Source organism: Dyella sp. 2YAF14, from assembly GCF_052114725.1.
GTDB lineage: Bacteria > Pseudomonadota > Gammaproteobacteria > Xanthomonadales > Rhodanobacteraceae > Dyella.
In genome coordinates, this window is record NZ_JBFRFH010000008.1 from 112439 (window position 1) to 136923 (window position 24485).

Genomic DNA, 24485 nt, shown 5'->3' on the forward strand with positions numbered 1-24485 from the left:
TGAGGTCCTTCAAAGCGATGCGGCAGGCGGGCAAAAGCGAGAGGTGTTCAGACTGGTCAGAGCGACCAGCTCAGGCTGAATCCGGTGGTGGGATTGGCGGTGCGATAGCTGTGGGGCTTGCTGATGGGCGCACCGACGAAGACATCCCATGCCCAGCCATGCCAGCCTCCGCGCAAGCCGAGCGCGACACCGGCCAAGGTCTGACCCAACTCCCACGCAGTGGGCGGTCCGCCGACGTGACCCACATCAGCGCCCAGATACAGTTCCTGGCCACCACCAACCATCCAGCCGAGGTCATTGCGGATCAGCCAGCCGTGATCACCGGTGAGCTGCAGTTCGCCATCAAAGCCGCGCACGGTGTAGCGCCCGCCGATGGCAAGACGATCCTGCGGAACGAGCGGCGTCTGGTTCCACTGCGCACGCCAGCTGCCGATGTAACGGAAGCGCTGATCACCAAGTTGGAACGGCGCGGTGAGCGTGGCATCAGCGGTGATGATTTCCGAACGCGAGGTGCCTTCACCGTAGGACTCTTCTGGCGCATGCAATGCGTTGAATGCGCCGGTGCCACGGCGATATGCCGCGTCGAGGTCGAGCGTCGCCGTACCGATGAATTGCTTATAGGTAAAGCCCGCTTCCCAGCCCGCCTGACGACGACGCTGCACCAGCACTTCGGTGTCGTCGATGAAGTTGTTGGAATCGCGCTCCCACGCACGCGCGTACGCGCTCAGCTTGATGGTGGCGTTGCGATAGAGGAGGCGACTCAGGCGCAGATCGGCGTTATGACTGGTACCGCTATAGACGTAGTCTTGCGCGTAGCCGGCAATGGTCTGGTGATACGCGTAGCTGCTGGCGGTGGCGCCGAGCAACCAATAGCCGTAGGGCAGGTCGTAGTGCAGGGTGTAACTGCGCGTGCCCTTGCGGTCGCCGTCAAACACGTCCTGCCCAAGATTGGCGTAGAACAGGTCGTTCAAGGTCAGCAGGTTGTCCAGCGACAGCGTGGTGCCGCCTTGCACCTTGCCGGAGCCTTGGCTGCCCGAGTCGTCAAGCGTGACTGCCAGGCGCATAGGCGATGACTGCTTCCACACGATCATCAGATCGCTTTCGCCGGGCGCTGAGTCGCCATCGGCCGGCACGATTTTTATGTCTGCGTCAGCCGTAGGCACGCGCTTGAAGTTTTCCAGCGCCTGCTCGATGTCGCGCAGATTGAGCAGATCGCCGGGACGGGCGGGCAGGGCATCGCGCCAGGAAGTGGCACGGGCATCCGTGCCGGGCGCGAATCGGATCGCGCGAATGCGACCGGGAATAACCGTCAAGGTCAGCACACCGGCCTTGAGGTCTTGCGGTATGGCCACCACCCGCGTGGTGACGTAGCCGCGCGCAATGATCGCGTTCTGTATCCGCTTCATCACCATGTCGATGCCACGCGTACCCAGGCAGCGGCCGGTGGCAGGGTCATGCGGCGCGCTGGCAGCTCTCACGGCCCAGGCGAAGGCGCCCGCGTCGTCGCCCTCCAGGTGGATGGTGTGAATCGGAAAGCAGGGTGTTTCGTCAGTGGGCAGGCGATCGACATGCGCTTGCGCCGCTGTGGGCAGACGCACATCTGGTGAAGTCTGTTGTTGCTCGCGCAGCGCGCGTTCGCGTTCCTGTTGGCGCAAGAGTTCCTGTGCGGCCGTGTCGGCTGACTGCGCCATTGCTGCGGTCATCGGCAGGCACACACTCGCCAATACCAGCCACGAGCCGACGATCTTCGTTGCTTGAATCACTTGCACACCTTCCCGCGCGGACGCGCGATGGCCACGACCGAAAGTCGTAGCCATCACGTGATGAATTCCATGGACCGGGAGGGCGCTTGTCGGGGCAATCGAAACGGCGCACCTCTCCGCGAACTGCGCCATCCAGCGCATCGGTCCTGCCAGATCGGGGTTGGGAAACCGATGCGTCAGAGGGCTAGAGCAGCCTATGGATCGGCCGGTGCGACGGCTATCGGACGCGTCCTAAAGAGCGCAAGACATTTATCTCGATGCGCCGACGTTGCAGACTCAAACGGATCGTGGATGTCATCGCTGGGATGGCAGCGATGAAGTTTGCTGTGCGCGGCTTGGGGCGTCAGTTTTGAGAACGCAGGCGTACCGCCGGCGCGTCTATCAAAAGGGCGGGGCGCCGGAAATGCTGCGACACACCCTGAGGCATTTCGCGGTTCGCGCCCTCGAAAGGGCGTGGCAATGGCGGACCATCAAGCGGCAGAGATGGCGACTTTTGGGTCCGATTTTTCTGACGCGGCGGACCGGAAAAGAAAAAGGCCACCCTTGTGAGGTGGCCTAAGTCTTTGATTCGATGGTGGGCGATGCAAGGATCGAACTTGCGACACCTGCCGTGTGAAGGCAGTGCTCTACCGCTGAGCTAATCGCCCGCCGAGCCCGGAAATATATTAGGAGCCGCCTAGCAGGTCAAGCCTCCCGGCCAAAAAAAGTGCTCAGGATGGCAGGCGATTGAAAGGTGGGCGAGTACAATATCCGGCTTTTCAGCTATCGGCCTGCCGTCCATGGACTTCCTGACCCACGAACTCAGCCACGTCCTCGAAGCCTTGCGCCGCTTTGAGCTTACGCCCTGGAAGATGGTGGGTCTGCTGGGCTCGATCATGTTCACCAGTCGCTGGTTTGTGCAGCTGTACTACACGCGCAAGCTCAAGCGGGTGGTGATGCCGCTGTCGTTCTGGTGGTTGTCGGTGGTTGGCAGTGCGTTGCTGCTGTCGTATTTCATTTTTGGCAAGAACGACTCGGTGGGCATTCTTTCCAATTTCTTCCCGGCGTTTGTGTCGATTTATAACCTTGTGGTGCATATGCGTGAGGTTAGGCGGCGGGAGTTGGTTGAGAGTGAGGTTTGACCACGGTACGACGTCCGGGCGGAGCGGTAACGACGAGGCTCTGCGGTCGCGCACAAGTGCGCTCCTACAAGTTTCGTAGCTCGACCTATCACCTGTAGGAGCGCACTTGTGCGCGACCGCGGCATCGGGCGTTGCCGCTTCGGTGGGCCGTCGCGCACAGGGTGCGCTCCCACAGAAAAGAAAGCGCTCCCGCAAGGGGAGCGCTCTTATGGGCAGACGCCAATCGGCGGGTTGATCAATCCGGGTCGTAGTCCAGATTTGGCGCCAGCCAGCGCTCGGCTTGCTCGCGCGTCCAGCCCTTGCGCTTGGCGTAATCGTCGACTTGTTCGCGGGTGACGCGGCCGACGACGAAGTACTGGCTGTCGGGGTGGGAGAAGTACCAGCCGGAGACGGCGGCCGTGGGGAACATGGCGTAGCTGTCGGTCAGTTCGATGCCGGCGTTGACGGTGCCGTCGAGCAAACGGAACAGCGTGCCTTTTTCCGTGTGGTCGGGGCAGGCCGGGTAGCCGGGGGCGGGGCGGATGCCGGTGTATTTCTCTTCGATCAGTGCGACGTTGTCGAGCGACTCGTCGGGCATGTAGCCCCAGAACTCGCGGCGCACGCGCTGGTGCAGGCGCTCGGCGAAGGCTTCGGCGAGACGGTCGGCCAGGGCCTTGAGCAGGATCGCGGAATAGTCGTCGTGTGCCGCTTCGAAGCGTGCCACGTGTTCGTCGATGCCGATGCCGGCGGTGACGGCGAAGCCGCCGACCCAGTCCTGCTTGCCAGCGTTCTTGGGCGTCACGAAGTCGGACAGGCAGAAGTCGGGGCGATCGGTGGGCTTGTCGACCTGTTGGCGCAGGTGGTGCAGGGTGGCCAGAGGCTTGCCTGAGCGTTCCGCCTCCGCGTACAACACGATGTCGTCGCCCACGGATGCAGCCGGCCAAAAGCCAATCACACCACGCGCCGTCAGCCACTTCTCGGCAATCAGCGTGTCCAGCATCGCCTGCGCGTCGTTGAACAGTTCGGTGGCCTGTTTGCCCACGATCTCATCGGTGAGGATGGCGGGATAACGGCCGGCCAGTTCCCACGCATTGAAGAACGGCGACCAGTCGATGTACTGGCGCAGTTCGGCAAGATCGTAGTTGTCGAGCACGGTGATGCCGGGCTGCTTGGGCTGGGGCGGGGTGTAGTTCGCCCAGTCGGTGGTGTAGCGTTGTCCGCGGGCCTTTTCCAGCGATACCAGCGATTTGCCGGCGCCGCGATGCTTGTGGCGTTCGCGCACTTCGGCGTATTCGGCCTGCACCTTGGCGATGAAGTTGTCGACCAGCTCTTTGCTCAACAGCGACTGCGCCACGCCCACCGCGCGCGAGGCATCTTTTACCCACACGGTAGGCGACTTGTAATGCGGGTCGATCTTCAACGCAGTGTGCGCGCGTGACGTCGTTGCACCGCCAATCATCAGCGGTATCGTGAAATTCTGGCGCTGCATTTCACGCGCGACCTGGCTCATTTCCTCCAGCGACGGCGTGATCAGGCCGGACAGGCCGATGATGTCGGCGTTCTCGGCAATAGCGGTTTCCAGGATCTTCTGCGTGGGCACCATCACGCCCAGGTCGATCACATCGAAGTTGTTGCAGCGGAGCACCACGCCGACGATGTTCTTGCCAATATCGTGCACGTCGCCCTTGACGGTGGCCATGACGATCTTGCCGTTGGACTTGCCGGCATCGCCGGTGCGCGCCTTTTCTTCCTCGATATAGGGAATGAGGTGGGCCACGGCTTTCTTCATCACGCGGGCGGATTTCACCACCTGCGGCAGGAACATCTTGCCGGCGCCGAACAGGTCGCCGACCACGTTCATGCCATCCATCAGCGGACCTTCGATGACATCGAGCGGGCGCGAGGTTTCCAGGCGCGCGGTTTCGGTGTCTTCGACCACGTACTGGTCGATGCCGTGCACCAGGGCGTGGCTCAGGCGTTCGCGCACCGGCTTGTCGCGCCAGGCGAGGTTTTCGACGATGACTTCGCCCTTCTTCGCCTTGAACTGATCGGCGACTTCCAGCAGGCGCTCGGTCGCGTCGGAACGGCGATTGAGCACCACGTCTTCGACGCGCTCGCGCAGGTCCTCGGGCAGGTCGTCGTAGATCATCAACGCGCCGGCGTTGACGATGCCCATGTCCATGCCCGCCTTGATGGCGTGGTAGAGGAACACCGAATGGATCGCCTCGCGCACCATGTTGTTGCCGCGGAACGAGAACGACACGTTCGACACGCCGCCCGACACGTGCGAGTGCGGAAAGCGGCGCTTGAGCTCGCGCGTGGCTTCGATGAAGTCCACCGCGTAGTTGTTGTGTTCTTCGATGCCGGTGGCGATGGCAAAGATGTTCGGGTCGAAGATGATGTCTTCGGGCGGGAAGTCGAGCCTGGTGGTGAGCAGCTCATAAGCGCGCGAACTGATTTCCACCTTGCGCTCGCAGGTGTCGGCCTGGCCTTGCTCGTCGAACGCCATCACCACCACGGCGGCGCCGTACTGCTGCACCTTGCGCGCGTGTTCGAGGAAAACCTCTTCGCCTTCCTTCATCGAGATGGAATTGACGATGCCCTTGCCTTGCAGGCAGCGCAGGCCGGCTTCGATCACCGTCCACTTGGAGGAGTCGACCATCACCGGCACGCGGGCGATGTCCGGTTCGGCGGCGATCAGGTTCAGATAGCGCGTCATCGCCGCTTCCGAATCGATCAGGCCTTCGTCCATGTTGACGTCGATGATCTGCGCGCCGTTGGCCACCTGCTGGCGCGCCACATCGACGGCTTCCTCGTAGCGTTCTTCCTTGATCAGTTTGCGGAACTGCGCCGAGCCGGTGACATTGGTTCGTTCGCCGACGTTGACGAACAACAGGTCGGGCGTGATGACCAGCGGTTCAAGGCCGGAGAGTCGGGTGTAGCGGGGCATCATCGGGACTCAGGCAGCCTTGGCGTTTTGGGAGGGAAGGGCGCGCGGCGCGCAATGGGCCACGGCTTCGGCGATGGCCTTGATATGCGCAGGCGTCGTGCCGCAACAGCCGCCAACCATGTTGAGCAGGCCGTCGCGCGCGAAGCCGCCGATTACGGAGGCCATCTGTTCGGGTGTTTCGTCGTATTCGCCAAACGCATTCGGCAGGCCGGCATTGGGATGCGTGCTGACGAAACAGCTGGCGGTTTGCGACAGCACCTGCACGTGCGGGCGCAGGTCGGCTGCGCCCAGGGCGCAGTTCAGTCCCACCGAGATCGGGCGCGCATGCTGCACCGAGTAGTAGAACGCTTCAGCGGTCTGGCCCGAGAGTGTGCGGCCGGAACGATCAGTGATGGTTCCGGAGATCATCACGGGCAGACGCACGCCACGTTCGCGGAACAGTTCGCTCACCGCAAACAGCGCGGCCTTGGCGTTGAGCGTATCGAAGATGGTTTCGACCATGATCAGATCCGCGCCGCCGTCGACCAGACCGCTGGCCGATTCGATGTAGTTGGCGACCAGTTCTTCGAACGTGACGTTGCGAAAGCCCGGATCGTTGACGTCCGGCGACAGCGACGCGGTGCGGCTGGTGGGGCCGAGTACGCCGATGACGAAGCGCGGCTTGTCCGGCGTTTTCGCTTCCACGGCGTCGCAGGCGGCGCGGGCGAGGCGTGCGCCTTCGAGGTTCAGCTCGTAGGCGAGATGTTCGAGGTGGTAATCGGCCTGGCTGATGCGGGTGGAGTTGAAGGTATTGGTTTCAACCAGGTCCGCGCCGGCTTCGAGATAGGCCACGTGCACGCCGCGGATGATGTCCGGGTTGGTGAGCGTGAGCAGGTCGTTGTTGCCCTTCAGGTCGCAGCTGCCGGGATGGTCATGCGCGTGCGAACTGTCGTGGCCTTCCACGAAACGCTCGCCGCGAAAAGCAGCCTCGTCCAGCGGATGCTGCTGCAGCATGGTGCCCATGCCGCCGTCGATGATCAGGATGCGCTCGCGCAGCAGGCGTTCCAGCAGGGCGACGCGTTCGGGGTGAAGCCAGGGGAGGGTGCTCATGGATGGATGCCTCGCTTCAAGGCTTGCGCGCGAGCAGGCTGATCACTTCGAAGTGAGGTGCCTTGCGTTCGCGGCTCAAGCGGGTACAGCTCAAGGATTGAAGGCCGGCCTGCTTTGCGAAGCCGGTCAGTTCGTCGGATGAAAAACCGAGGTTGCGGTGATCGAAGGGTTCCACCACGGCGCGGTGATCGTGCTTGCCCAGGGTGACGGCCAGCAATCGCCCGCCGCTGCGCAACACGCGCGCGGCTTCCGCGACGGCCTTGGCCGGGTGCTCGGCATAGGTGAGGGCGTGCAGCATCAGCACAAGGTCGAAGCGGCGGTCGCCGAGGTCGAGTGCGTGCATGTCGCCCTTGAGCACTTCCACGTTGCCGAAGGACTTGAGGCGTTGCGCGGCGGCCTCGGTCACGCGCTCGCTGCTGTCCACGCAGACGATGGAGTGGGCGTGTGGCGCCAGCAGCTCGGCGGTGATGCCGTCGCCCGAGGCGATATCCAGCACGTCGCCGGTTTCCAGCAATTGCAGCAGGGAGCGCGCCAGCGTTTCCCAGGTGCGGCCGGGGGAGTAATGGCGTTCCATGTCGCCGGCGACGGTGTCGGCCCAGCCTTCTTCGCGGGCGCGCTCGGCCAGCACGCCGGGTAGGCGCGCGGCGTCTTCGCGCAGCAGGGCATCGTCGATGTTGTCGCGCAGGGACCTCAGCAGGACCTGCAGGTGTTCGTCCGTCTCGGCGTTGGCCCGGTAATAGGCGGACACGCCGGCACGGCGGTCGCGCACCAGCTCGGCTTCCTTGAGCTTGGCCAGATGGGTGGACACGCGCGGCTGCGCCAGATGCAGGACCGCAGCCAGTTCCGCCACGGTCAGCTCCTCGCGCTCAAGCAAGGCCAGCAGACGAACCCGGGTCGGATCCGCCAGCAGGCGCAGAACGCTGGAGGCGGTGGCCAGGTCCATCGTTATCCTTATATCGCGATGCAGAGATACATAAGGCTAGGCTTCGGCGTGCAGGGCGTCAAGTCGGGCCGTTCTTTTGTAGGAGCCCACCCTGTGGGCGACAGCTGAACGGAGGGGCAAGCCCTGGGGGCCGCGGTCGCGCACAGGGTGCGCTCCTACAAGGGGATGGGGCCTTGCTGCACCCGCACAGAAGTCCCTTGGCTGGCCGGGTTAAAATAGTGGGCTTCCTGTCTCCCATTCCCCTTGGAGTCTTCCATGGATTTCCGCTTTACCGACGATCAGCTGTCCATCCAGGCCATTGCCCGCGATTTCGCGCAGAAGCGCATCGTGCCGGTGGCCGCCGAACTGGACGCCAAGGGTGAATTCCCGCTCGAGAACATCCGCGAGATGGGCCAGCTGGGCCTGATGGGCATCGAGGTGCCGACCGAGTACGGCGGCGCGGGCATGGACCCGGTGGCCTACGTGCTGGCCATGGTCGAGATCGCCGCGGCCGATGCCGCCACCTCGACCATCATGTCGGTGAACAATTCGCTGTTCTGCAACGGCATCCTCAAGCACGGCACCGAGGAGCAGAAGCAGAAGTACGTGCGTGCCATCGCCCAGGGCGAGGCCATCGGCGCTTATGCGCTGACCGAGCCGCAGTCCGGTTCCGATGCGTCGGCCATGCATACGCGCGCCACCAAGAACGCCAATGGCGACTGGGTGATCAACGGCAAGAAGAGCTGGATCACCTCCGGCCCGGTCGCTCGCTACATCATCCTGTTTGCGATCACCACGCCGGGCATCGGCGCCAAGGGCGTGTCGGCTTTCATCGTCGACACCCAGCTGCCGGGTTTCCACGCCGGCAAGAGCGAGCCCAAGCTCGGCATCCGCGCCTCGGCCACCTGCGAAATCGAATTCACCGATTACGTGCTGCCCAAGGAAAACCTGCTGGGCGACGAGGGCAAGGGCTTCTCCATCGCCATGGGTGTGCTCGACGCCGGCCGCATCGGCATTGCATCGCAGGCCGTGGGTATTGCGCGCGCTGCGTACGAAGCCACCCTGCAGTGGGTGCGTGACCGCAAGGCGTTCGGCACGCCGATCGGTACGTTCCAGATGACCCAGGCCAAGATTGCCGACATGAAGTGCAAGCTGGACGCCGCCACGCTGCTCACGCTGCGCGCCGCCTGGACCAAGGGCGAGGCCGAAAAGAACGGCGGCCGCTTCGGCACCGAGGCCTCCGTGGCCAAGCTCACCGCCTCGGAAGCGGCGATGTGGATTTCGCACCAGGCCGTGCAGATCCACGGTGGCATGGGTTACTCCAAGGAAATGCCGCTGGAGCGTTATTTCCGCGATGCCAAGATCACGGAGATCTATGAGGGCACGAGTGAGATTCAGCGCATTGTGATTGCGCGTGCGGAGACGGGTCTGCGATAAGCCGGCAAGGTTTTCGTGTGGCGAAGCCCTCGGTGAGAACCGGGGGCTTTTCTTTTCCGGGAAATCGCAACCTGCTTTTTTGTGGGAGCGCACCCTGTGCGCGACGGCGTGGCGTCCGAGGCACCCTCGGACTGTCGCGCACAGGGGGCGCTCCCACAAGGGGGCCTTGGTTTGTTGACTGGCGTGGGAGCCATCGCAAATACTTGCGATCACCACGGAGACAGGTCCCCTCCCGCCAAGGATGGCGACTCTCCCGGGCTCGTCACGTCACGTCGGGAACTGACCGAGCTGGGCTAGATCGACTTCAGGCGGTCGCTATGGCTCGATGGCGCAAAGCGCGCTTTTGCAGGCTTTCACGCCCAATCATCGCCGCGGCACGATGGTTGCTTCCCACCAGGGATCCGCAACCACCCGCCGCGAGCCGCCATGACCGATGTCGTTGAGAAGCTGGAAGTAGAGAGCATGGTCTACAAGACCCTGCTCGAGTCCACCAAGGCCATTCCCTGGCGCATCCAGTGGGACAGCCTGTCGTTCTCGTATATCGGCCCGCAGATCGAGCATCTGCTCGGCTGGGCGCCGGACAGCTGGGTCAGCGTGCAGGACTGGGCCGAGCGCATCCATCCGGAAGATCGCGACTGGGCGGTCAATTTCTGCGTGGCGCAGTCCAAGGCGGGCGTCGATCACGAAGCCGATTACCGCGCGCTGTGCAAGGACGGCAGCTATGTGTGGATCCGCGACGTGGTGCACGTGGTGCGCAAGGATGACGGCAGCGTGGATGCGCTGGTCGGTTTCATGTTCGACATCAGCGAACGCAAGCGTACCGAGCAGCGCCTGATCGAACTGCAGCGCGAACTTGAGGCGCTGTCCTTCAAGGACGGCCTCACCGGCATCGCCAATCGCCGTCGCTTCGACAGCGTGTTCGAGGAAGACTGGGAGCAGGCGCGTCGCAGCGGTCGGCCGCTGTCGCTGCTGATGCTCGATATCGATTACTTCAAGCAGTACAACGATCACTACGGCCACGTGCAGGGCGACTATACGCTCAAGCTGGTGGCCAAGGTGCTGGAGAAGGCGGTGCGCCGTTCGCACGATTTCCTGGCGCGCTTCGGCGGTGAGGAGTTCGTGCTGGTGCTGCCCGATACCGACGCCGCCGCGGCGCGCGAAGTGGCCGAGCGTTGCCACGCGCTGATCGAGCAGGAATGGATTCCGCATGAGCGCTCGATGGCGCGCAAGTCGCTGACCATGAGCATCGGCGTGGGCACGGTGGTGCCGATGCATGGCGATGAGCGTCTGTCGTTCCTGGAGCTGGTCGACCGGCGCCTGTATCAGGCCAAGCAGCAAGGTCGCAATACGACCGTCAACGCCGACGATTGATGCCTCATGCGCGCACCGCGGGTGATTCTGCGGTGCGCAGCGGCAGGATCAGATGGGCGGCGAGCAGGCCGAGCAAGCCACCGAGCAGTGTCTGCCAGATGCGCGCGCTCAGGAACATGATCGAGTGCTCGCCCGATGCGGCAAGCGTGACGATCAGGGTGAAGGCGAACGCGGCGCAGGCAATGTCGTAGCGTTCCGGCAACGCCATCGCGTAAACCACCATCGCCACGGCGGCCAGCGCCCAGATCAGCAGCGGCGCATGCTCGGCCAGCGGAAGACAGGCGAGGCCGAGCGGCACGCCAATCAGCGTGCCCACGATGCGCCGTCGCACGCGTTGCGAGGTGCCCGTGGCGCTGCCGGCCACCACATAGGTACAGGCCGTGACCGCCCATGCCGACTCGGGCAGGTGCAGTCGCGCATTGAGCGCCACCACGATCAGCGCTGCCACCGCTGCCTGCACGCCCATGATGAAGGGCGCCGACAGATGCCAGCGGCCGGGAATGTCCGCGGGTGAAAGCACCGCCAGTTCGGCGGGGCGCTCGGCGGGACCGGAGAGCAAGCGCGGCACCACGGAAGCCAGTGCCGCGATGCATCCGGCGATCAGGATGGCCGGCCACGCAGAAGCGTCGAGCCGCATGGTGTAGGCCAGCAACTGGCCAATGTAGATCTGCGAACCGACGCCTGCGCCGGTGACGCCATAGCGTTTGAGGTAACTGGCCAGGAAGGCACCACTGACCAGCGTGAATTCAGCGCCGTTTTGCGACAGCGGAGAAAGTACCGGCACCATCAGAGCCTGCATCAAGGCGCCCAGCGTGGCGGCCAGGCAGAGCAGGGCGAGATCGCGGCTGGATTCCAAACGCGTATGCCGCGCCTCCGAAACACTCGCCCACAACGCAAAATTCGCCGCCAACGAGCCGACGGCGACGAGGCTGCCGAACGGATGCGCCACGTCGTGCAAGGTGCCAATGGCAGCCGCCAGTCCATAGGCGGTGACCAGCCGCAGTCCCTTGATCCGGCGATGCGTGCCGGGATCGATACGTTCAAGCCAGTCGACGAATGAGCGCATGCGGGCGAAAACAGGAGATGGCCGTAGTCGCACATTATCAGCGGGCGGCGCGCGCGGCCTTTTCGGAAACGCAGGGTGATCCAAAGAAAAAGCCCCGGCCTTTCGACCGGGGCTTTGCTTTGACTGTCGCAGATCCGGATCAACCGCCGCGACGCGGATCCGAATCGAACGGCTGCATGGCGCTGCTCGGCGTACCGCCGTTGCCACCGCCACCCTGCGGCGTACCCGCAGCGGCTTCGCCATGGGCCGGGCGAATCTTGCGGGACGGTTCGTCCAGCTTGTCGCCCAGTGCGCGGCGCACTGTCACGTAGAACACCGGGATCAAGAGCAGACCCAGGAAGGTGGCGAAGATCATGCCGCCGATCACGCCGGTGCCGATGGCATGGCGGGAGTTGGCGCCGGCGCCCGTCGAGATGAACAACGGGAACACGCCGAGGATGAACGCCATGGAGGTCATCAGGATCGGACGCAGTCGCTGGCGGGCCGCCGTGATGACGGCATCGAACAGCGACTTGCCGTCCTGTTGCTGCTCCACCGCGAATTCCACGATCAGGATCGCGTTCTTCGCTGCCAGGCCGATCACCGTGATCATGCCGATCTTGAAGTACATGTCGTTCGGCAAGCCGCGCAACATCGAGAACACGACCGTACCGAGCAGGCCCAGCGGCACCACTAGGAGCACGGCGACCGGGATCGACCAGCTCTCGTACAGTGCGGCAAGGCACAGGAACACGATCAGGATCGACAGTGCCAGCAGCAGGGTGGCCGAGTTGCCGGCCAGGATTTCCTGGTACGACTGACCCGTCCAGTCCGCGCCGAAGCCCTTGGGCAGGTCGTGGTCGACGATGCCCTGCAAGGCGTTCATGGCCTGGCCGGTCGAGTAGCCCGGCGCTTCGTTACCCACGATTTCGACCGCAGCGTAGCCGTTGTAGCGGGTCAGGGCTGGCGAGCCCATGTCCCACTTCGTGTTGACCACGCTGGAGATCGGAATCATGTTGTACGGATTGACCGTCGCCTGATACGACGACGAGCTCGACGAACTGCTGTTGGCCGCCGCACCCGGTGCCAGGCTGCTGGGCGTGTAGATGTGCTGCAGCGCATCCGGGCCCATGCGGTAGGCCTGGTCCGCCTGCAGGTAGACGCGCTTCACGCGGCCACCGTAGACGAAGTCGTTGACGTACACCGGCGCCAGCGTGAGCTGGATGGCCGAGTACACGTCGCTGACCGACATGCCCATCGCCTGCGCCTGCGTGCGATCCACCTTCATATCCCACTGCGGAGCATCGGGCAGCTGGTTGGGACGCACGCCGAACAGCGCCTTGTTGTCCTTCGCCTTGCCCACCGCGGTGCCCATCGCCTGCATCAGCTCGCCATGCGTCTGGCCGGCACGGGCCTGCAGATACATGTCGATGCCGCCGAACTGGCTGAGGCCGCGGATGGTGGGCAGGTTGACCACGAAGATCTGCGCGTCGCGGATGCCGTGGAACACGCCGTTCAACTTCATGATCAGCTCATCGGCGGTGATCGCTCGCGAGTCCCAGTCCTTGAGCTTGATGAAGGCCATGCCGGTGCTTTCGCTCTGGCCGATGAAGCTGAAGCCGCTGATCTGGTACATGCCGATGATGTCATCGTTGTACGGGCTCTTCTTGACGCGCTCGCGCATTTCGGCCATCACGGCCTGCGTGCGCTGCAGGGTGGCACCCGGCGGCAGGTTGACGATGGCCAGTGCAAAGCCCTGGTCTTCGCTGGGCACGAAGCTGGTGGGCAGGCGCGTGTAGAGGAAGCCGGCAAGCACGGCAACCAGGGCGAACACGATCATCCAGCGCGGCGCATGGCGGGTGGCGCTGCCGATGTGGCCGCCATAGGTGCGCGTGACCCAGTCGAAGGTCTGGTTGAACTTGCGGTAGACGATGTTCTTCTTGTGCTCGTGCTCAGGCTTGAGCAGCGTGGCGCACAACGCCGGCGTGAACGACAGCGCGAGGAAGGCGGAGAAGCCCATCGACACTGCGATCGTCAGCGCGAACTGCTTGTAGATCACGCCCGAGGCACCCGGCTGCAGCGCGGACGGCACGAACACCGCTGCCAGTACCACGGTGATGGCCACCACCGCGCCGGTGATCTGGCCCATCGCCTTGCGTGTCGCTTCCTTGGGCGAGAGCTGCTCCTCGCTCATGATGCGTTCGACGTTCTCGATCACCACGATCGCGTCGTCCACCACGATACCGATCGCCAGCACCATGCCGAACAAGGTCAGCTGGTTGATGGTGAAGCCCAGCGCCACCAGGCCGATGAAGGTACCCAGCAGAGCCACCGGGATCACCAGGGTGGGGATCACCGTGGCGCGGAAGTTCTGCAGGAAGATCAGCATCACCAGGAAGACCAGGATGATGGCCTCGATCAGGGTGTGCACCACTTCCTTGATGGAGATCGTCACGAACGGCGTGGTGTCGTACGGAGCAAACCAGGTGACGCCTTCGGGGAAGTCCTTGGACAGCTCGTTCATCTTGGCCTTGACGGCGTCGGCCACGTCCAGCGCGTTGGCGCCGGGCAGCAGCTGCACGCCCAGGCCGCCGACCTGCTGGCCGTTCCACGTCGCGCCCAGGCCGTAGCTCTGCGGGCCGAAGTCGATGCGCGCCACGTCGCTCAGCTTCACCACCGTGCCGTCGCTGTTGGCGCGCAGGATGATTTCGCCGAACTCCTGCGGGGAGGAGAAGCGGCCTTCAGCGGAGACGGTAGCGGTAAAGCCCTGTTCCTTCGGCGACGGATCGGCACCGAGCGAACCGGCGGCGAACTGCACGTTCTGCGCCGCCACGGCGGAGAACACCGCGCTGGGCGACAAGCCGTAGCCGTGCATCTTGTCCGGATTGAGCCAGATGCGCACGCCGTACTCGGCGCCGATCAGGCGGGTGGCGCCCACGCCGGGAATACGGCCGACCTGGTCCGCCACCTGCGACGCAATCACGTCGGCCAGGCGGTTGCCGTCGATGTCCGGGTTGTTGGACACCAGCGACACGAACATCAGGAAGTCCGGGTTGCTCTTGGCCACCACCACGCCCTGCTGGGTCACGGCGGTCGGCAGGCGCGGCAAGGCCAGCTGCACTTTGTTCTGCACCTGCACCTGGGCGATGTCCGGATCGGTGCCGGTTTCAAAGCTCAGCGTGATCGAGGTCGTGCCGTTGGAGTTGGACGAGGAGCTGAAGTACAGCAGGTGGTCGATACCGGTGAGCTGCTGCTCGATCACCTGGGTGACGTTCTTCTCCATGGTGTCGGCGTTGGCGCCCGGATACGTCGCGGACACCACCACTTGGGGCGGCGCGATGTTCGGGTACGACTCGATACCCATGTTCAACACGGAGATGGTGCCAACCAGGGTGATCAGGATGGCTACCACCCACGCGAAGATGGGGCGGTCAATAAAGAAACTCGGCATGTCGGTCGACTCCCTTTACTGCTTGCCGCCAGCAGCATGACCCGCTGCTGCCGGCTGCCCCTGCGCGCCGGGCTTCTGGTCGGGCTGGTAAGGCGCCGCCTTGGCCGGTTTGCCGGGCTGCACCGTCTGCAGGCCGGAGACGATCACCTGGTCGCCGTTGCTCAGGCCGCTGGTGACGATAAAGTTCGAACCGGCCAGGTTGTCCGCGGAGACGTTCTTGCGGGCGACATTGCCGTCCTGGCCCACCACCAGCGCATAGGCGCCGACCACGTCGCGCTGGATGGCCGCCTGCGGCACCAGGAACACGTTGTGGAGCTCGCCGAGGTTGGCGGTGATGGTGATGTAGGTGCCCGGCAACAAACGGCGGTCCGGGTTGGCCAGCAGGGCGCGCAGGTTGATCGAGCCGGTGGTCGGGTCGACGGTGGCGCCGGAGAAGTCCAGCGTGCCGTCCTGGGCGTACTTGCTGCCGTCGGGCAGGGTGACCTTCACGGTGGTCTTGCCCTGGTCGCTCAGCGACACGTTGCCAGCGGCCTGGGCGGCGCGCAGGCGATCGAGATCGGCGGCACTGACGGTGAAGTTGACGTACAGCGGATCGAGCTGGTCGACCGTGGTCAACAGCGTCGAGCTGGAACCGGAATCGGCGGCGCCGTTGCCGACGATGGCACCCTCAGTCACCTGTTGCTGACCGGCGCGGCCGTCGATGGGCGCTACCACGCGGGTATAGCTCAGGTTGATCTTGGCGCTTTCCACGGCGGCCTGAAGCTGCTTGACCGAGGCGGCGCCGCTGCGCTCGTTGGCTTCGGCGGCGTCGAGGTCGGACTGCGAGATGTAGTTCTGCGGGCGCAGCTTGCGGTCGCGCTCGGCCAGGTTGTGGAAGTTCACATAGGTCGCCTGGCCGGCGGCCAGATTGGCCTTGGCCGAGTCCAGCGCTGCCTGATAGATCACCGGGTCGATCTCGAACATGACCTGGCCGGCTTTGACGTCGGTGCCTTCCTGATAGACGCGCTTGAGCAGCACACCCGACACGCGGGCGCGCACATCGGCGCTACGGTAAGCCGACACGCGGCCCACAAGATCCTTGGCTAGCGGCGTGCTCTGAGCCTGGGCCTTGACGACACCGACTTCCGGCGGCGGCGCCTGCGGCGGGCCTTGATCCTTGCCTTTGCCACAGGCGGCCAGTGAGAGCAGGCCAAGGCACAGCAGAGGTGTGCGCAGTGACGTGGACTTCATGTGGGCTCCATTTCTTTTTTAATGTGGTCGGGGATGCAGCGCGTCGACGCCTCTCCGGGCGACGACAAAGGGGGCTTGCAACGAACACGCAACGGCCCCGCTAGTCCGAGCGTCCCGTGAACGGGCAGGCCGGGAAGGGCAGGGTCGGTAAAGCCGTGGCTCGTTCAGGCAGGCGAGCTTGGACTATACCGTACAGTTTACAATTTGTAGAGACACCCCTGATACGCCGGATCGGCCTCCCAGGGCCATTCAGACGCGTCCTATGTGTTCCGCTGGGTTGGGTGGCTGTACTCCCAACGGGACGTGCGAGCTAATTTTGGCTGAATTCCGTGAAGGAAGGGTGTCGGCCACAAAGACAGGGGGACGGCCGTCCGCTTTATGGTGCCTGCGGTGGCTTGCGAACGCCTGTGCCGATGGTCCGGTTGCAGCGGCAGCGCGCTTGCTTGCAACACGCTCCCACGCCAGCGAAAGCCGGGACCAGGGTTGCCGGCATGGCGGTCAGTCAGTCGATGATTTCATCTGCTGCGCTGCAACGTTTTGCATGCGTCGCTGTCGTGACATACGCAGCGGTATCGGTGGCCCGCGATGGACGGGAATCAGCGGCGCTGCAACGGCAACACGCGAGCGCAGCAAGTTTTTCGTCCGCGTACGCAAACGTTGCCGATGCACTGGGCTGTCACGCAAACGTCGCGAAGATTCCGATGCACAGCCATTGCTGCACGGGCGTCATGGCCTGCCGCAAGCTGAAGTGCATCTTTCGCAAAGGTGGATAAGGTATGGCGCGAGGCGTATTCTTTTGAGGCTTTTTGGAGCCTGTTCTCGATCTCCGCATGACCCGTGCCGGAATTTGTTTGCCCGCCAGACAAGGAAGAACGAGGGCGTGTATGTCGATACACAACCGAGTGATGACGATGGATGGTGGGCAAACAAATCCGGCCCGGAGGGTTGCTCACCTGCGCCCGCTAGCGAGTGCCGTGCGGCTGGACCTGACAGCCAGTCAGGCGCTGCGCCACACGGCACTCGCTAGCGGGCGCAGGTGAGCAACACGGGTTATGCGGAGATCGAGAACAGGCTCCCGGCCTCATTCCGTCTCCCCAACACAGTAGATGCCATGAACGCGATTCGTGCGGCTAGCAACAGCTCGTTCCCCAGTGTTGTTTTCGAAGAACTGAAGCAAAGCGGATTTCCTACCGGGCGCCTTGATGAGGCGCAATTTTTTATCAGCGCTTTCTTCGCGCGCATCGCCGACGGCGACCTCCAGCTCCATACCGCCCGCGAGTGGGCTGCCCTGATCGCCGACCTGCTCAGCTTCATGCAGCAGCGCCAGCCGGGCCGCGCCGCGGTGCGCGTGGTCAACCCGGCCACGGGCCACGCCGGTCGCAGCTACATCCAGGTCGTCACCGACGACATGCCGTTCCTGGTCGACACCGTCACCATGGTCGCGACCGAGCAGCTGCAGATCCACGCCGTGATCCATCCGGTGGTGGAAGTGGCACGCGATGCCTCCGGCAAGCTGCTTAAGATCGGCGCCCCCGACGGCCAGCCCGAATCGGTCATGCATTTCGAAGTGGACCGCGTGGCCGACGACGACGAGCTGGCCAAGCTCAAGGCCAAACTCGAAGGCGCGCTGGAAGACGTGCGCGTGGTCGTCGCCGACTGGAAGAAAATGCGCGACCAGGCGCTCGCCACCGCCGACGACCTGCCGTCGCGCCAGCTGCCGCTGGACGCCGCCGCCGTGAAGGAAGCCTCCGCCTTCCTGCGCTGGCTGGCCGACGACAACTTCACCTTCCTCGGCTACCGCGAATACGAAGTGACCGAAGCCGATGGCGAGGAAGTGCTGCGCGCCAATGAAAGCTCGGGCATGGGCATCCTGCACAAGAGCGAGCGCTCGCTGGCGCCGCGTTCGCTGCGTTCGCTGGTGGCCAGCGACCTGCCGCAGTCCGGTTCGACCGACGCCATCATCCTGACCAAGACCAATGCGCGATCGCACGCGCATCGTCCGGGTTACATGGATTACGTGGGCGTGCTCAAGTTCGACGCCAATGGCAAGCCGGTGGCCGAACAGCGCTTCCTCGGCCTGTTCTCGTCCAACGCTTATATGGCGCGTCCGCAGGATGTGCCGCTGGTACGCCAGAAGTTCGAATACGCGATGGAGCATTCCGGCCTCAAGCGCGATTCGCATTCGGGCAAGGCGCTGCGCCATATCCTGGAAACGCTGCCGCGCGACGAGCTGTTCCAGAGCAGCGACGAAGAGCTCTACACCACCGCCATGGGCACGCTGGAACTGCGCCAGCGCGCTCGCACGCGCCTGTTCGTGCGCCGCGACCGCTATGGCCGTTTCGTCACCTGCATCGTTTATGTGCCGCGTGACCGCTTCAACACCACGGTGCGCGAACGCATCGAAGCGCTGCTGAAGGATGCCATGCGCGGCGAAAGCCTCGATTCGTCCGTGCTGATGGGCGAAGCAGCGCTGGTGCGCCTGCATGTGGTGGTGCGTCCGAAGATCGGCGACCAGGTGCATTACGACGTGGCCGAGCTCGAGAAGGGCGTGGCGACCATCGTGCGCAACTGGCACGACGATGTGCGCGATGAACTCGTGCGCACCCTGGGCGACCACGACGGCGTGGTGTTGGCCAATCGCTACGCCAAGGCGCTGCCCGCCGGTTATGTGGAAGACGTCTCGCCGGCCACCGCCGCCGAAGACGTGCACCAGTTGTCGCTGCTCAAGGGCGACGACGCCGTGCGCATGTCGTTCTATCACCCGGCCTCGCGCCCGGAAGAACTGCGCTTCAAGATCTATCGCAGCGGCGGCGACATCGCGCTGTCCGAAGTGCTGCCGCAGTTGGAAAACCTGGGCCTGCGTGTGCTCACCGAGCACCTGTACGACATCCATGTCGGCGACAGCATGCTGTACATCCAGGACTTCGAAGTGCAGACCGCCGGCAGCCTCGCTTTCAGCGTGGAGCAGGTGGACCAGTTGTTCGAAGACGCCTTCGAGCAGATCTGGCGCGGCAACGCCGAGAACGACGGCTTCAACCGCCTGGTGCTTGGCGCCAAGCTGAGCTGGCGCCAGATCGCCATGCTGCGCGGCTACTGCAAGTACCTGCTGCAGACCGGCGTGGCGTTCTCGCAGAGCTATATGGAAGACGCGTTCAACCGCTATCCGGCGATTGCCGGCCTGCTGGTGGAGCTGTTCCTGGCCAAGTTCGATCCGCGCCGCGAGTCGCTGTCGACGGATGAGCTCAAGCGCGCCGGTGACCTGCTGCGCGGCGAAATGCAGGTGCTGATTCCCGAGCCGCTGCGCCAGGCACATCCGGCCCTCGTCGATGGCCTGGTGGCGGCGCTGTCCAAGCCGCGCGACGAGCAGCTGGCGGTGATCGAAGAGACCATCGGCACGCTGCTGGAAACGGTCTCCAGCCTCGACGACGACCGCATCCTGCGCAGCTTCGTGGCACTGATCCGCGGCACCCTGCGTACCAGCTTCTTCCAGCAGTGGAACGACCAGTACCGCAGCTACATCAGCTTCAAGTTCGACTCGCACCGCGTGCCGGATCTGCCCAAGCCGGTGCCGTACCGCGAAATCTTCGTCAGCGCACCGCGCGTGGAAGGCATCCACCTGCGCTTTGGTGCCGTGGCGCGCGGCGGCCTGCGCTGGTCGGATCGTCGCGAAGACTTCCGCACCGAAGTGCTGGGCCTGGTGAAGGCGCAGATGGTGAAGAACACCGTGATCGTGCCGGTGGGTTCGAAGGGCGGCTTCTTCGTCAAGCGTCCGCCGGTCAACGGCGACCGCGATGCGCAGCTGGCCGAGGGCATCGCGTGCTACCGCATGTTCATCAGCGGCCTGCTCGACATCACCGACAACCTGATCGAAGGCAAGGTGGTGCCGCCGCACGACGTGGTGCGCCATGACAACGACGATCCGTACCTGGTGGTGGCGGCCGACAAGGGCACGGCCACGTTCTCCGATATCGCCAACGCGATTTCGGTCGAGCACGGCTTCTGGCTGGGCGATGCGTTCGCTTCGGGCGGCTCCAACGGTTACGACCACAAGGGCATGGGCATCACCGCCAAGGGCGCGTGGGAGTCGGTCAAGCGCCACTTCCGTGCGCTGGGCCGTGACAGCCAGTCGCAGGACTTCACCTGCGCGGGCGTTGGTGACATGTCGGGCGACGTGTTCGGCAACGGCATGCTGCTGTCGCGCCACATCAAGCTGGTGGCGGCGTTCGATCATCGCCATGTGTTCCTCGATCCGAACCCGGATGTCGAGCGTTCCTTCGTCGAGCGCGAGCGCATGTTCAAACTGCCGCGTTCGAGCTGGGACGATTACAACAAGCAGCTCATTTCCGCGGGCGGCGGCGTGTACCCGCGCACGCTCAAGTCGATCCCGATTTCGCCGGAAGTGCGTGCGGTGCTCGGCCTCAAGCCGGACGTGACCCAGCTGGCGCCGAACGATCTGCTCAGCGCCATCCTCAAGGCGCCGGTGGACCTGCTGTGGAACGGCGGCATCGGTACCTATGTGAAGTCCAGTGCCGAAACGCATGCCGACGTGGGCGATCGCGCCAACAACGCGCTGCGCGTGAACGGCGTGGAGCTGCGCTGCAAGGTGGTGGGCGAGGGCGGCAACCTGGGCTTCACCCAGAAGGGCCGTATCGAAGCTGCCCAGCACGGCGTGCTGCTCAACACCGACTTCATCGACAACTCCGCCGGCGTGGACACCTCCGACCATGAGGTGAACATCAAGATCCTGCTCGGTGACGCCGTGCAGCGCGGCGAGCTGACCACCGAGCAGCGCAACACGCTGCTGGCCAGCATGACCGACGAAGTGGGCCAGCTGGTGCTATGGGACAACTACCGCCAGAACCAGGCCATCACCTTGATGGAGCACCAGTCGGTGCATCGCATCGGCTCGATGGCGCACTTCATCCGCCAGTTGGAATCGGAAGGCCTGCTCGATCGTCAGGTGGAAAACCTGCCGAGCGAAACCGAGCTGACCGAGCGCAAGGCGCGTGGCATCGGCATGACGCGTCCGGAGCTGTCGGTGCTGCTGTCCTACGACAAGATCAAGCTGTACCAGCAGCTGCTCGACTCGGACGTGCCGGAAGATGCATATCTCTCCAAGGAACTGGTGCGCTACTTCCCCGAGCCGCTGCACGGCAAGTACGCCGAGCACATGCAGCGCCATCGCCTGAAGCGCGACATCATCGCCACGGCCGTGACCAACTCCACCATCAACCGCATGGGCGCCACCTTCATGATGCGCATGCAGGAGGACACCGGTCAGGGTCCGGCAGCCATCGCCAAGGCGTACACGGCAGCGCGCGAGATTCTCGATGCGCGTGAACTGTGGGCACAGATCGAGGCGCTGGACGGCAAGGTGGCGGAGAACACCCAGATCGACGCGATTCTGCAGATCTGGTCGCTGCTGCGTCATACCACCCGCTGGCTGCTGAACCGTCCGGGCGGCACGCTGGACATCAACGCCAACGTGGAGCGCTACCAGACCGGCGTGACCGAGCTGCGCGCGGCCTTGCCGGGCGTGCTCACCGAGACGGGCAAGCAGGATTTCGCCACCAGCCAGGAAAAGTGGGACGGCCTGGGCATGCCGGGCGAACTCGCGCTGCGCATGGCCCGCCTGCCGGAGCTGCGCGCCATGCTCGACATCGTCGAGGTGGCCCAGCAGGGCAGCCAGCCCATCGCCAAGGTGGCCGGCGTGTTCTACGAGCTGGGCCAGGCGCTGGACCTGGAGTGGCTGCGCAGCCAGATCGAAGCGTTGCCGGTGGAAGGTGCATGGCACGCGCAGGCACGCGGTTCGCTGCTGGACGAGCTCAACCACCAGCACCGCGCGCTGGCCCTGCAGGTGCTGTCGATGACCGGCAGCGCCAAGGATGTCTCGCCGGTGCAGGCGTGGCTGCAGCGTGACGACGCCACGCTCAAGTACACGCGCAACATGCTGGCGGAAATCCTCACCGAGAAGGCGGACTACCCGATCGCCTCGGTGGCGGTCCGCCGCCTGGCTCAGCTGGCGCAGGTGCCGGTGAACCAGTGACGCCCGCACGGCGTCTCACGGCGCCGACGCGGTGAAGGTCAACGAAGGGCGCAAACCGGCGACGGTCTTGCGCCCTTCGTCCATCTACGCTCAACTGGCGTCCTCGCCCTGACCGTTGCCCGACCCTATGCGCTTCGCCTTCGTCGCCAGCGAAACCAATGTCGCCCAGCAGGCCCGGCGCAAACTCATCGACCGCTATGGCGATGCGGTGCCGGAGCAGTCGGATGTGATCGTGGCGCTGGGCGGCGACGGCTTCATGCTGCGCACGCTGCACGCCTATCGCGCGCTGCCGGCCCCGGTATATGGCATGAAACTGGGGCGCGTCGGTTTCCTGATGAACAAGCACCGCATCGACGAGCTTGAAGAGCGCATTTCACGCGCGCATGCCGCAGTGCTCTATCCCTTGGAAATGCGCACGGTCGACATCAACGGCGATGTGCATCACGCGCTGGCGTTCAACGAAGTGTCCCTGCTGCGCCAGAGCAATCAGGCGGCGCATCTGGAAGTGAAGCTCAACGACACCGTGAAGCTGCCCAACCTGGTCTGCGACGGCGTACTGGTGTCGACGCCGGCCGGTTCCACGGCCTACAACCTCTCCGCGCACGGGCCGATCTTGCCGCTGGATGCCAACGTGCTCGCGCTGACCCCGATCAGCCCGTTCCGCCCGCGTCGCTGGCGCGGCGCGATCCTGCCGCATCGCACCCTGGTCACCATGCGGGTGCTCGATCCCGGCAAGCGCCCGGTCAGCGCCACCGCCGATTATCACGAGGTGCGCGACATCCGCGAGGTGGAGATCCGCCAGTCGGCGGGGCAGGGTGTGCGCTTGTTGTTCGATCCGGAGCACAATCTGGAACAGCGTATTCTTGATGAGCAGTTCGCGCCGGATTGAGGTTCTTGGGATCGCGGAGTGGGTGGTTGGCGCGCGTTTGTGTCCGTGCGTAACCCACGGGTTTTAGCGCCTCCGCGCCCCATCCCCCATCCCATCACGTGACCGCGTGATAGATTTCCCTCATGACCCGCCCCACACCCGACGCCCACGATCCCAAGGCCGCCAGCGACAATCGTCTCGTGGTCGCCATTTCCTCGCGTGCCTTGTTTGACCTGGGCGACAGTCACGAGCTGTTCGAGCACCAGGGGCTGGATGCTTATCGCGCGTTCCAGATCGAACACGAAAACGAACTGCTGCAGCCCGGCGTGGCGTTTCCGCTGGTGCAGAAACTGCTGGGCTTGAACAAGCTGGCGGGCGATGTGCCGCCGGTCGAGGTGATCCTGTTGTCGCGCAACTCCGGCGACACCGGCCTGCGTATATTCAATGCGATCCAGCATTACGGGCTGGAGATCAGCCGCGCCGCGTTCACCAGCGGCGCGCCCACCTCCGATTACATCGCCCCGTTCAAGGCCGACCTGTTCCTTTCCGCCAATGCCGAAGACGTGGGTCGCGCGCTCGCCGCTGGCGTGGCCGCCGCCACCATCCTGCCGTCGACCGCGCCGCCGCGTGCCACCGAGCAATTGCGTATCGCCTTCGACGGTGATGCGGTGATCTTCGGCGATGAAGGCGAGCGGGTATCGCGTGAGGAAGGGCTCGAAGCGTTCCATCGCAGTGAGCACAAGCTTGCCAACGAGCCGCTCTCGGTTGGGCCGTTCCGCGGTTTCCTTACTGCCGTGCACCGCCTTCAGGCAGCGTTTCCGGCCGAGGATTCACCCATTCGCACTGCACTGGTCACTGCGAGATCTGCACCGGCGCATAAGCGGGTGATCCTGACCCTGCGCCGTTGGGGCGTGCGTATCGATGAAGCGCTGTTTCTCGGGGGGCGCGACAAGGGGCCGTTCCTCGATGCGTTCGGCGCCGATATCTTCTTCGATGATTCACCGGCGAACGTGGAGTCCGCGCGCAAGCACGTGGCGACGGGGCATGTGCCGCATGGCGTAAGCAACCGCTAAGCGCCAACCTGACGACACCTTGTGGGAGCGCACCCTGTGCGCGACAGGCCCCTCACCGTGCATAGTCGCCGCTCAGTTGAGCGGCCCATCATGTAGGTTGCGGTGTCGCAGTCGCGCACAGGGTGCGCTCCCACAGTTTT

The 24485-nt window shown here is 64.3% G+C and carries 14 protein-coding genes and 1 tRNA gene; 7 read left to right on the forward strand and 8 right to left on the reverse strand.

Features of this window, described 5'->3' with window-relative positions:
* Positions 1 to 56: 56 nt before the first annotated feature.
* Together AB4Y82_RS13345 and AB4Y82_RS13350 are read right to left on the reverse strand one after the other, a co-directional pair.
* Positions 57 to 1703, reverse strand: coding sequence for a ShlB/FhaC/HecB family hemolysin secretion/activation protein (locus AB4Y82_RS13345; protein WP_441603775.1), 1647 nt, complete (start codon positions 1701 to 1703; stop codon positions 57 to 59).
* 632 nt (positions 1704 to 2335) lie between these two features.
* Positions 2336 to 2410 (reverse strand) — tRNA-Val (locus tag AB4Y82_RS13350).
* A 132-nt stretch (positions 2411 to 2542) separates the two neighbouring features.
* Here AB4Y82_RS13350 and AB4Y82_RS13355 point away from each other — a divergent pair.
* Positions 2543 to 2884: a lipid-A-disaccharide synthase N-terminal domain-containing protein gene (locus AB4Y82_RS13355; protein WP_441603658.1), complete on the forward strand. Its 342-nt coding sequence runs from the start codon at positions 2543 to 2545 to the stop codon at positions 2882 to 2884.
* A gap of 235 nt (positions 2885 to 3119) precedes the next feature.
* On the opposite strand, the gene metH is transcribed toward AB4Y82_RS13355, so the two are convergent.
* The 3 genes from metH to AB4Y82_RS13370 are packed head-to-tail and all read right to left on the reverse strand — an operon-like array spanning position 3120 to position 7845.
* On the reverse strand, positions 3120 to 5816 hold the full coding sequence (gene metH / locus AB4Y82_RS13360; protein ID WP_441603659.1) for a methionine synthase: 2697 nt from the start codon (positions 5814 to 5816) through the stop codon (positions 3120 to 3122).
* Positions 5817 to 5822: 6 nt separating this feature from the next.
* Positions 5823 to 6902, reverse strand: coding sequence for a homocysteine S-methyltransferase family protein (locus tag AB4Y82_RS13365; RefSeq protein ID WP_441603660.1), 1080 nt, complete (start codon positions 6900 to 6902; stop codon positions 5823 to 5825).
* 16 nt (positions 6903 to 6918) lie between these two features.
* Positions 6919 to 7845, reverse strand: a complete 927-nt coding sequence (locus AB4Y82_RS13370; protein WP_441603661.1) for an ArsR/SmtB family transcription factor — start codon at positions 7843 to 7845, stop codon at positions 6919 to 6921.
* A 255-nt stretch (positions 7846 to 8100) separates the two neighbouring features.
* Here AB4Y82_RS13370 and AB4Y82_RS13375 point away from each other — a divergent pair, with 255 nt between their 5' ends.
* On the forward strand, positions 8101 to 9261 hold the full coding sequence (locus tag AB4Y82_RS13375) for an acyl-CoA dehydrogenase family protein (protein WP_441603662.1): 1161 nt from the start codon (positions 8101 to 8103) through the stop codon (positions 9259 to 9261).
* Between the two features lie 426 nt (positions 9262 to 9687).
* Positions 9688 to 10632: a GGDEF domain-containing protein gene (locus tag AB4Y82_RS13380; protein ID WP_441603663.1), complete on the forward strand. Its 945-nt coding sequence runs from the start codon at positions 9688 to 9690 to the stop codon at positions 10630 to 10632.
* A gap of 4 nt (positions 10633 to 10636) precedes the next feature.
* Here AB4Y82_RS13380 and AB4Y82_RS13385 read toward each other — a convergent pair whose 3' ends face one another.
* From AB4Y82_RS13385 to AB4Y82_RS13395, 3 genes are all read right to left on the reverse strand, one after another.
* Entirely contained in the window at positions 10637 to 11698 is a 1062-nt protein-coding gene (locus tag AB4Y82_RS13385) for an FUSC family protein (RefSeq protein ID WP_441603664.1), read from the reverse strand.
* Between the two features lie 139 nt (positions 11699 to 11837).
* Positions 11838 to 15128 carry an efflux RND transporter permease subunit gene (locus AB4Y82_RS13390; protein ID WP_441603665.1) on the reverse strand — a complete coding sequence of 1097 codons (3291 nt, stop codon included), beginning with the start codon at positions 15126 to 15128 and terminating at the stop codon, positions 11838 to 11840.
* A 15-nt stretch (positions 15129 to 15143) separates the two neighbouring features.
* Positions 15144 to 16358 carry an efflux RND transporter periplasmic adaptor subunit gene (locus AB4Y82_RS13395; protein ID WP_441603666.1) on the reverse strand — a complete coding sequence of 405 codons (1215 nt, stop codon included), beginning with the start codon at positions 16356 to 16358 and terminating at the stop codon, positions 15144 to 15146.
* A gap of 491 nt (positions 16359 to 16849) precedes the next feature.
* Here AB4Y82_RS13395 and AB4Y82_RS13400 point away from each other — a divergent pair, with 491 nt between their 5' ends.
* The 4 genes from AB4Y82_RS13400 (at position 16850) to AB4Y82_RS13415 (ending at position 24345) form a co-directional block, all read left to right on the forward strand.
* Positions 16850 to 17131 carry a hypothetical protein gene (locus AB4Y82_RS13400; RefSeq protein WP_441603667.1) on the forward strand — a complete coding sequence of 94 codons (282 nt, stop codon included), beginning with the start codon at positions 16850 to 16852 and terminating at the stop codon, positions 17129 to 17131.
* A gap of 338 nt (positions 17132 to 17469) precedes the next feature.
* Entirely contained in the window at positions 17470 to 22404 is a 4935-nt protein-coding gene (locus AB4Y82_RS13405) for an NAD-glutamate dehydrogenase (protein WP_441603668.1), read from the forward strand.
* A gap of 127 nt (positions 22405 to 22531) precedes the next feature.
* Entirely contained in the window at positions 22532 to 23293 is a 762-nt protein-coding gene (locus tag AB4Y82_RS13410) for an NAD kinase (RefSeq protein WP_441603669.1), read from the forward strand.
* Positions 23294 to 23415: 122 nt separating this feature from the next.
* Positions 23416 to 24345, forward strand: a complete 930-nt coding sequence (locus AB4Y82_RS13415; RefSeq protein WP_441603670.1) for a 5'-nucleotidase — start codon at positions 23416 to 23418, stop codon at positions 24343 to 24345.
* The last annotated feature ends 140 nt before the right edge of the window (positions 24346 to 24485 follow it).

Excerpts from the sequence above, each read along its gene's own strand:
- AB4Y82_RS13380 (WP_441603663.1), top strand. The coding sequence starts at position 9,688 with ATGACCGATGTCGTTGAGAAGCTGGAAGTAGAGAGCATGGTCTACAAG.
- AB4Y82_RS13410 (WP_441603669.1), top strand. The coding sequence starts at position 22,532 with ATGCGCTTCGCCTTCGTCGCCAGCGAAACCAATGTCGCCCAGCAGGCC.
- AB4Y82_RS13370 (WP_441603661.1), bottom strand. The coding sequence starts at position 7,845 with ATGGACCTGGCCACCGCCTCCAGCGTTCTGCGCCTGCTGGCGGATCCG.
- AB4Y82_RS13385 (WP_441603664.1), bottom strand. The coding sequence starts at position 11,698 with ATGCGCTCATTCGTCGACTGGCTTGAACGTATCGATCCCGGCACGCAT.
- AB4Y82_RS13345 (WP_441603775.1), bottom strand. The coding sequence starts at position 1,703 with ATGACCGCAGCAATGGCGCAGTCAGCCGACACGGCCGCACAGGAACTC.
- AB4Y82_RS13375 (WP_441603662.1), top strand. The coding sequence starts at position 8,101 with ATGGATTTCCGCTTTACCGACGATCAGCTGTCCATCCAGGCCATTGCC.
- AB4Y82_RS13400 (WP_441603667.1), top strand. The coding sequence starts at position 16,850 with ATGGCGGTCAGTCAGTCGATGATTTCATCTGCTGCGCTGCAACGTTTT.
- AB4Y82_RS13390 (WP_441603665.1), bottom strand. The coding sequence starts at position 15,128 with ATGCCGAGTTTCTTTATTGACCGCCCCATCTTCGCGTGGGTGGTAGCC.
- AB4Y82_RS13355 (WP_441603658.1), top strand. The coding sequence starts at position 2,543 with ATGGACTTCCTGACCCACGAACTCAGCCACGTCCTCGAAGCCTTGCGC.
- AB4Y82_RS13405 (WP_441603668.1), top strand. The coding sequence starts at position 17,470 with ATGAACGCGATTCGTGCGGCTAGCAACAGCTCGTTCCCCAGTGTTGTT.
- AB4Y82_RS13365 (WP_441603660.1), bottom strand. The coding sequence starts at position 6,902 with ATGAGCACCCTCCCCTGGCTTCACCCCGAACGCGTCGCCCTGCTGGAA.
- AB4Y82_RS13395 (WP_441603666.1), bottom strand. The coding sequence starts at position 16,358 with ATGAAGTCCACGTCACTGCGCACACCTCTGCTGTGCCTTGGCCTGCTC.
- metH (WP_441603659.1), bottom strand. The coding sequence starts at position 5,816 with ATGATGCCCCGCTACACCCGACTCTCCGGCCTTGAACCGCTGGTCATC.
- AB4Y82_RS13415 (WP_441603670.1), top strand. The coding sequence starts at position 23,416 with ATGACCCGCCCCACACCCGACGCCCACGATCCCAAGGCCGCCAGCGAC.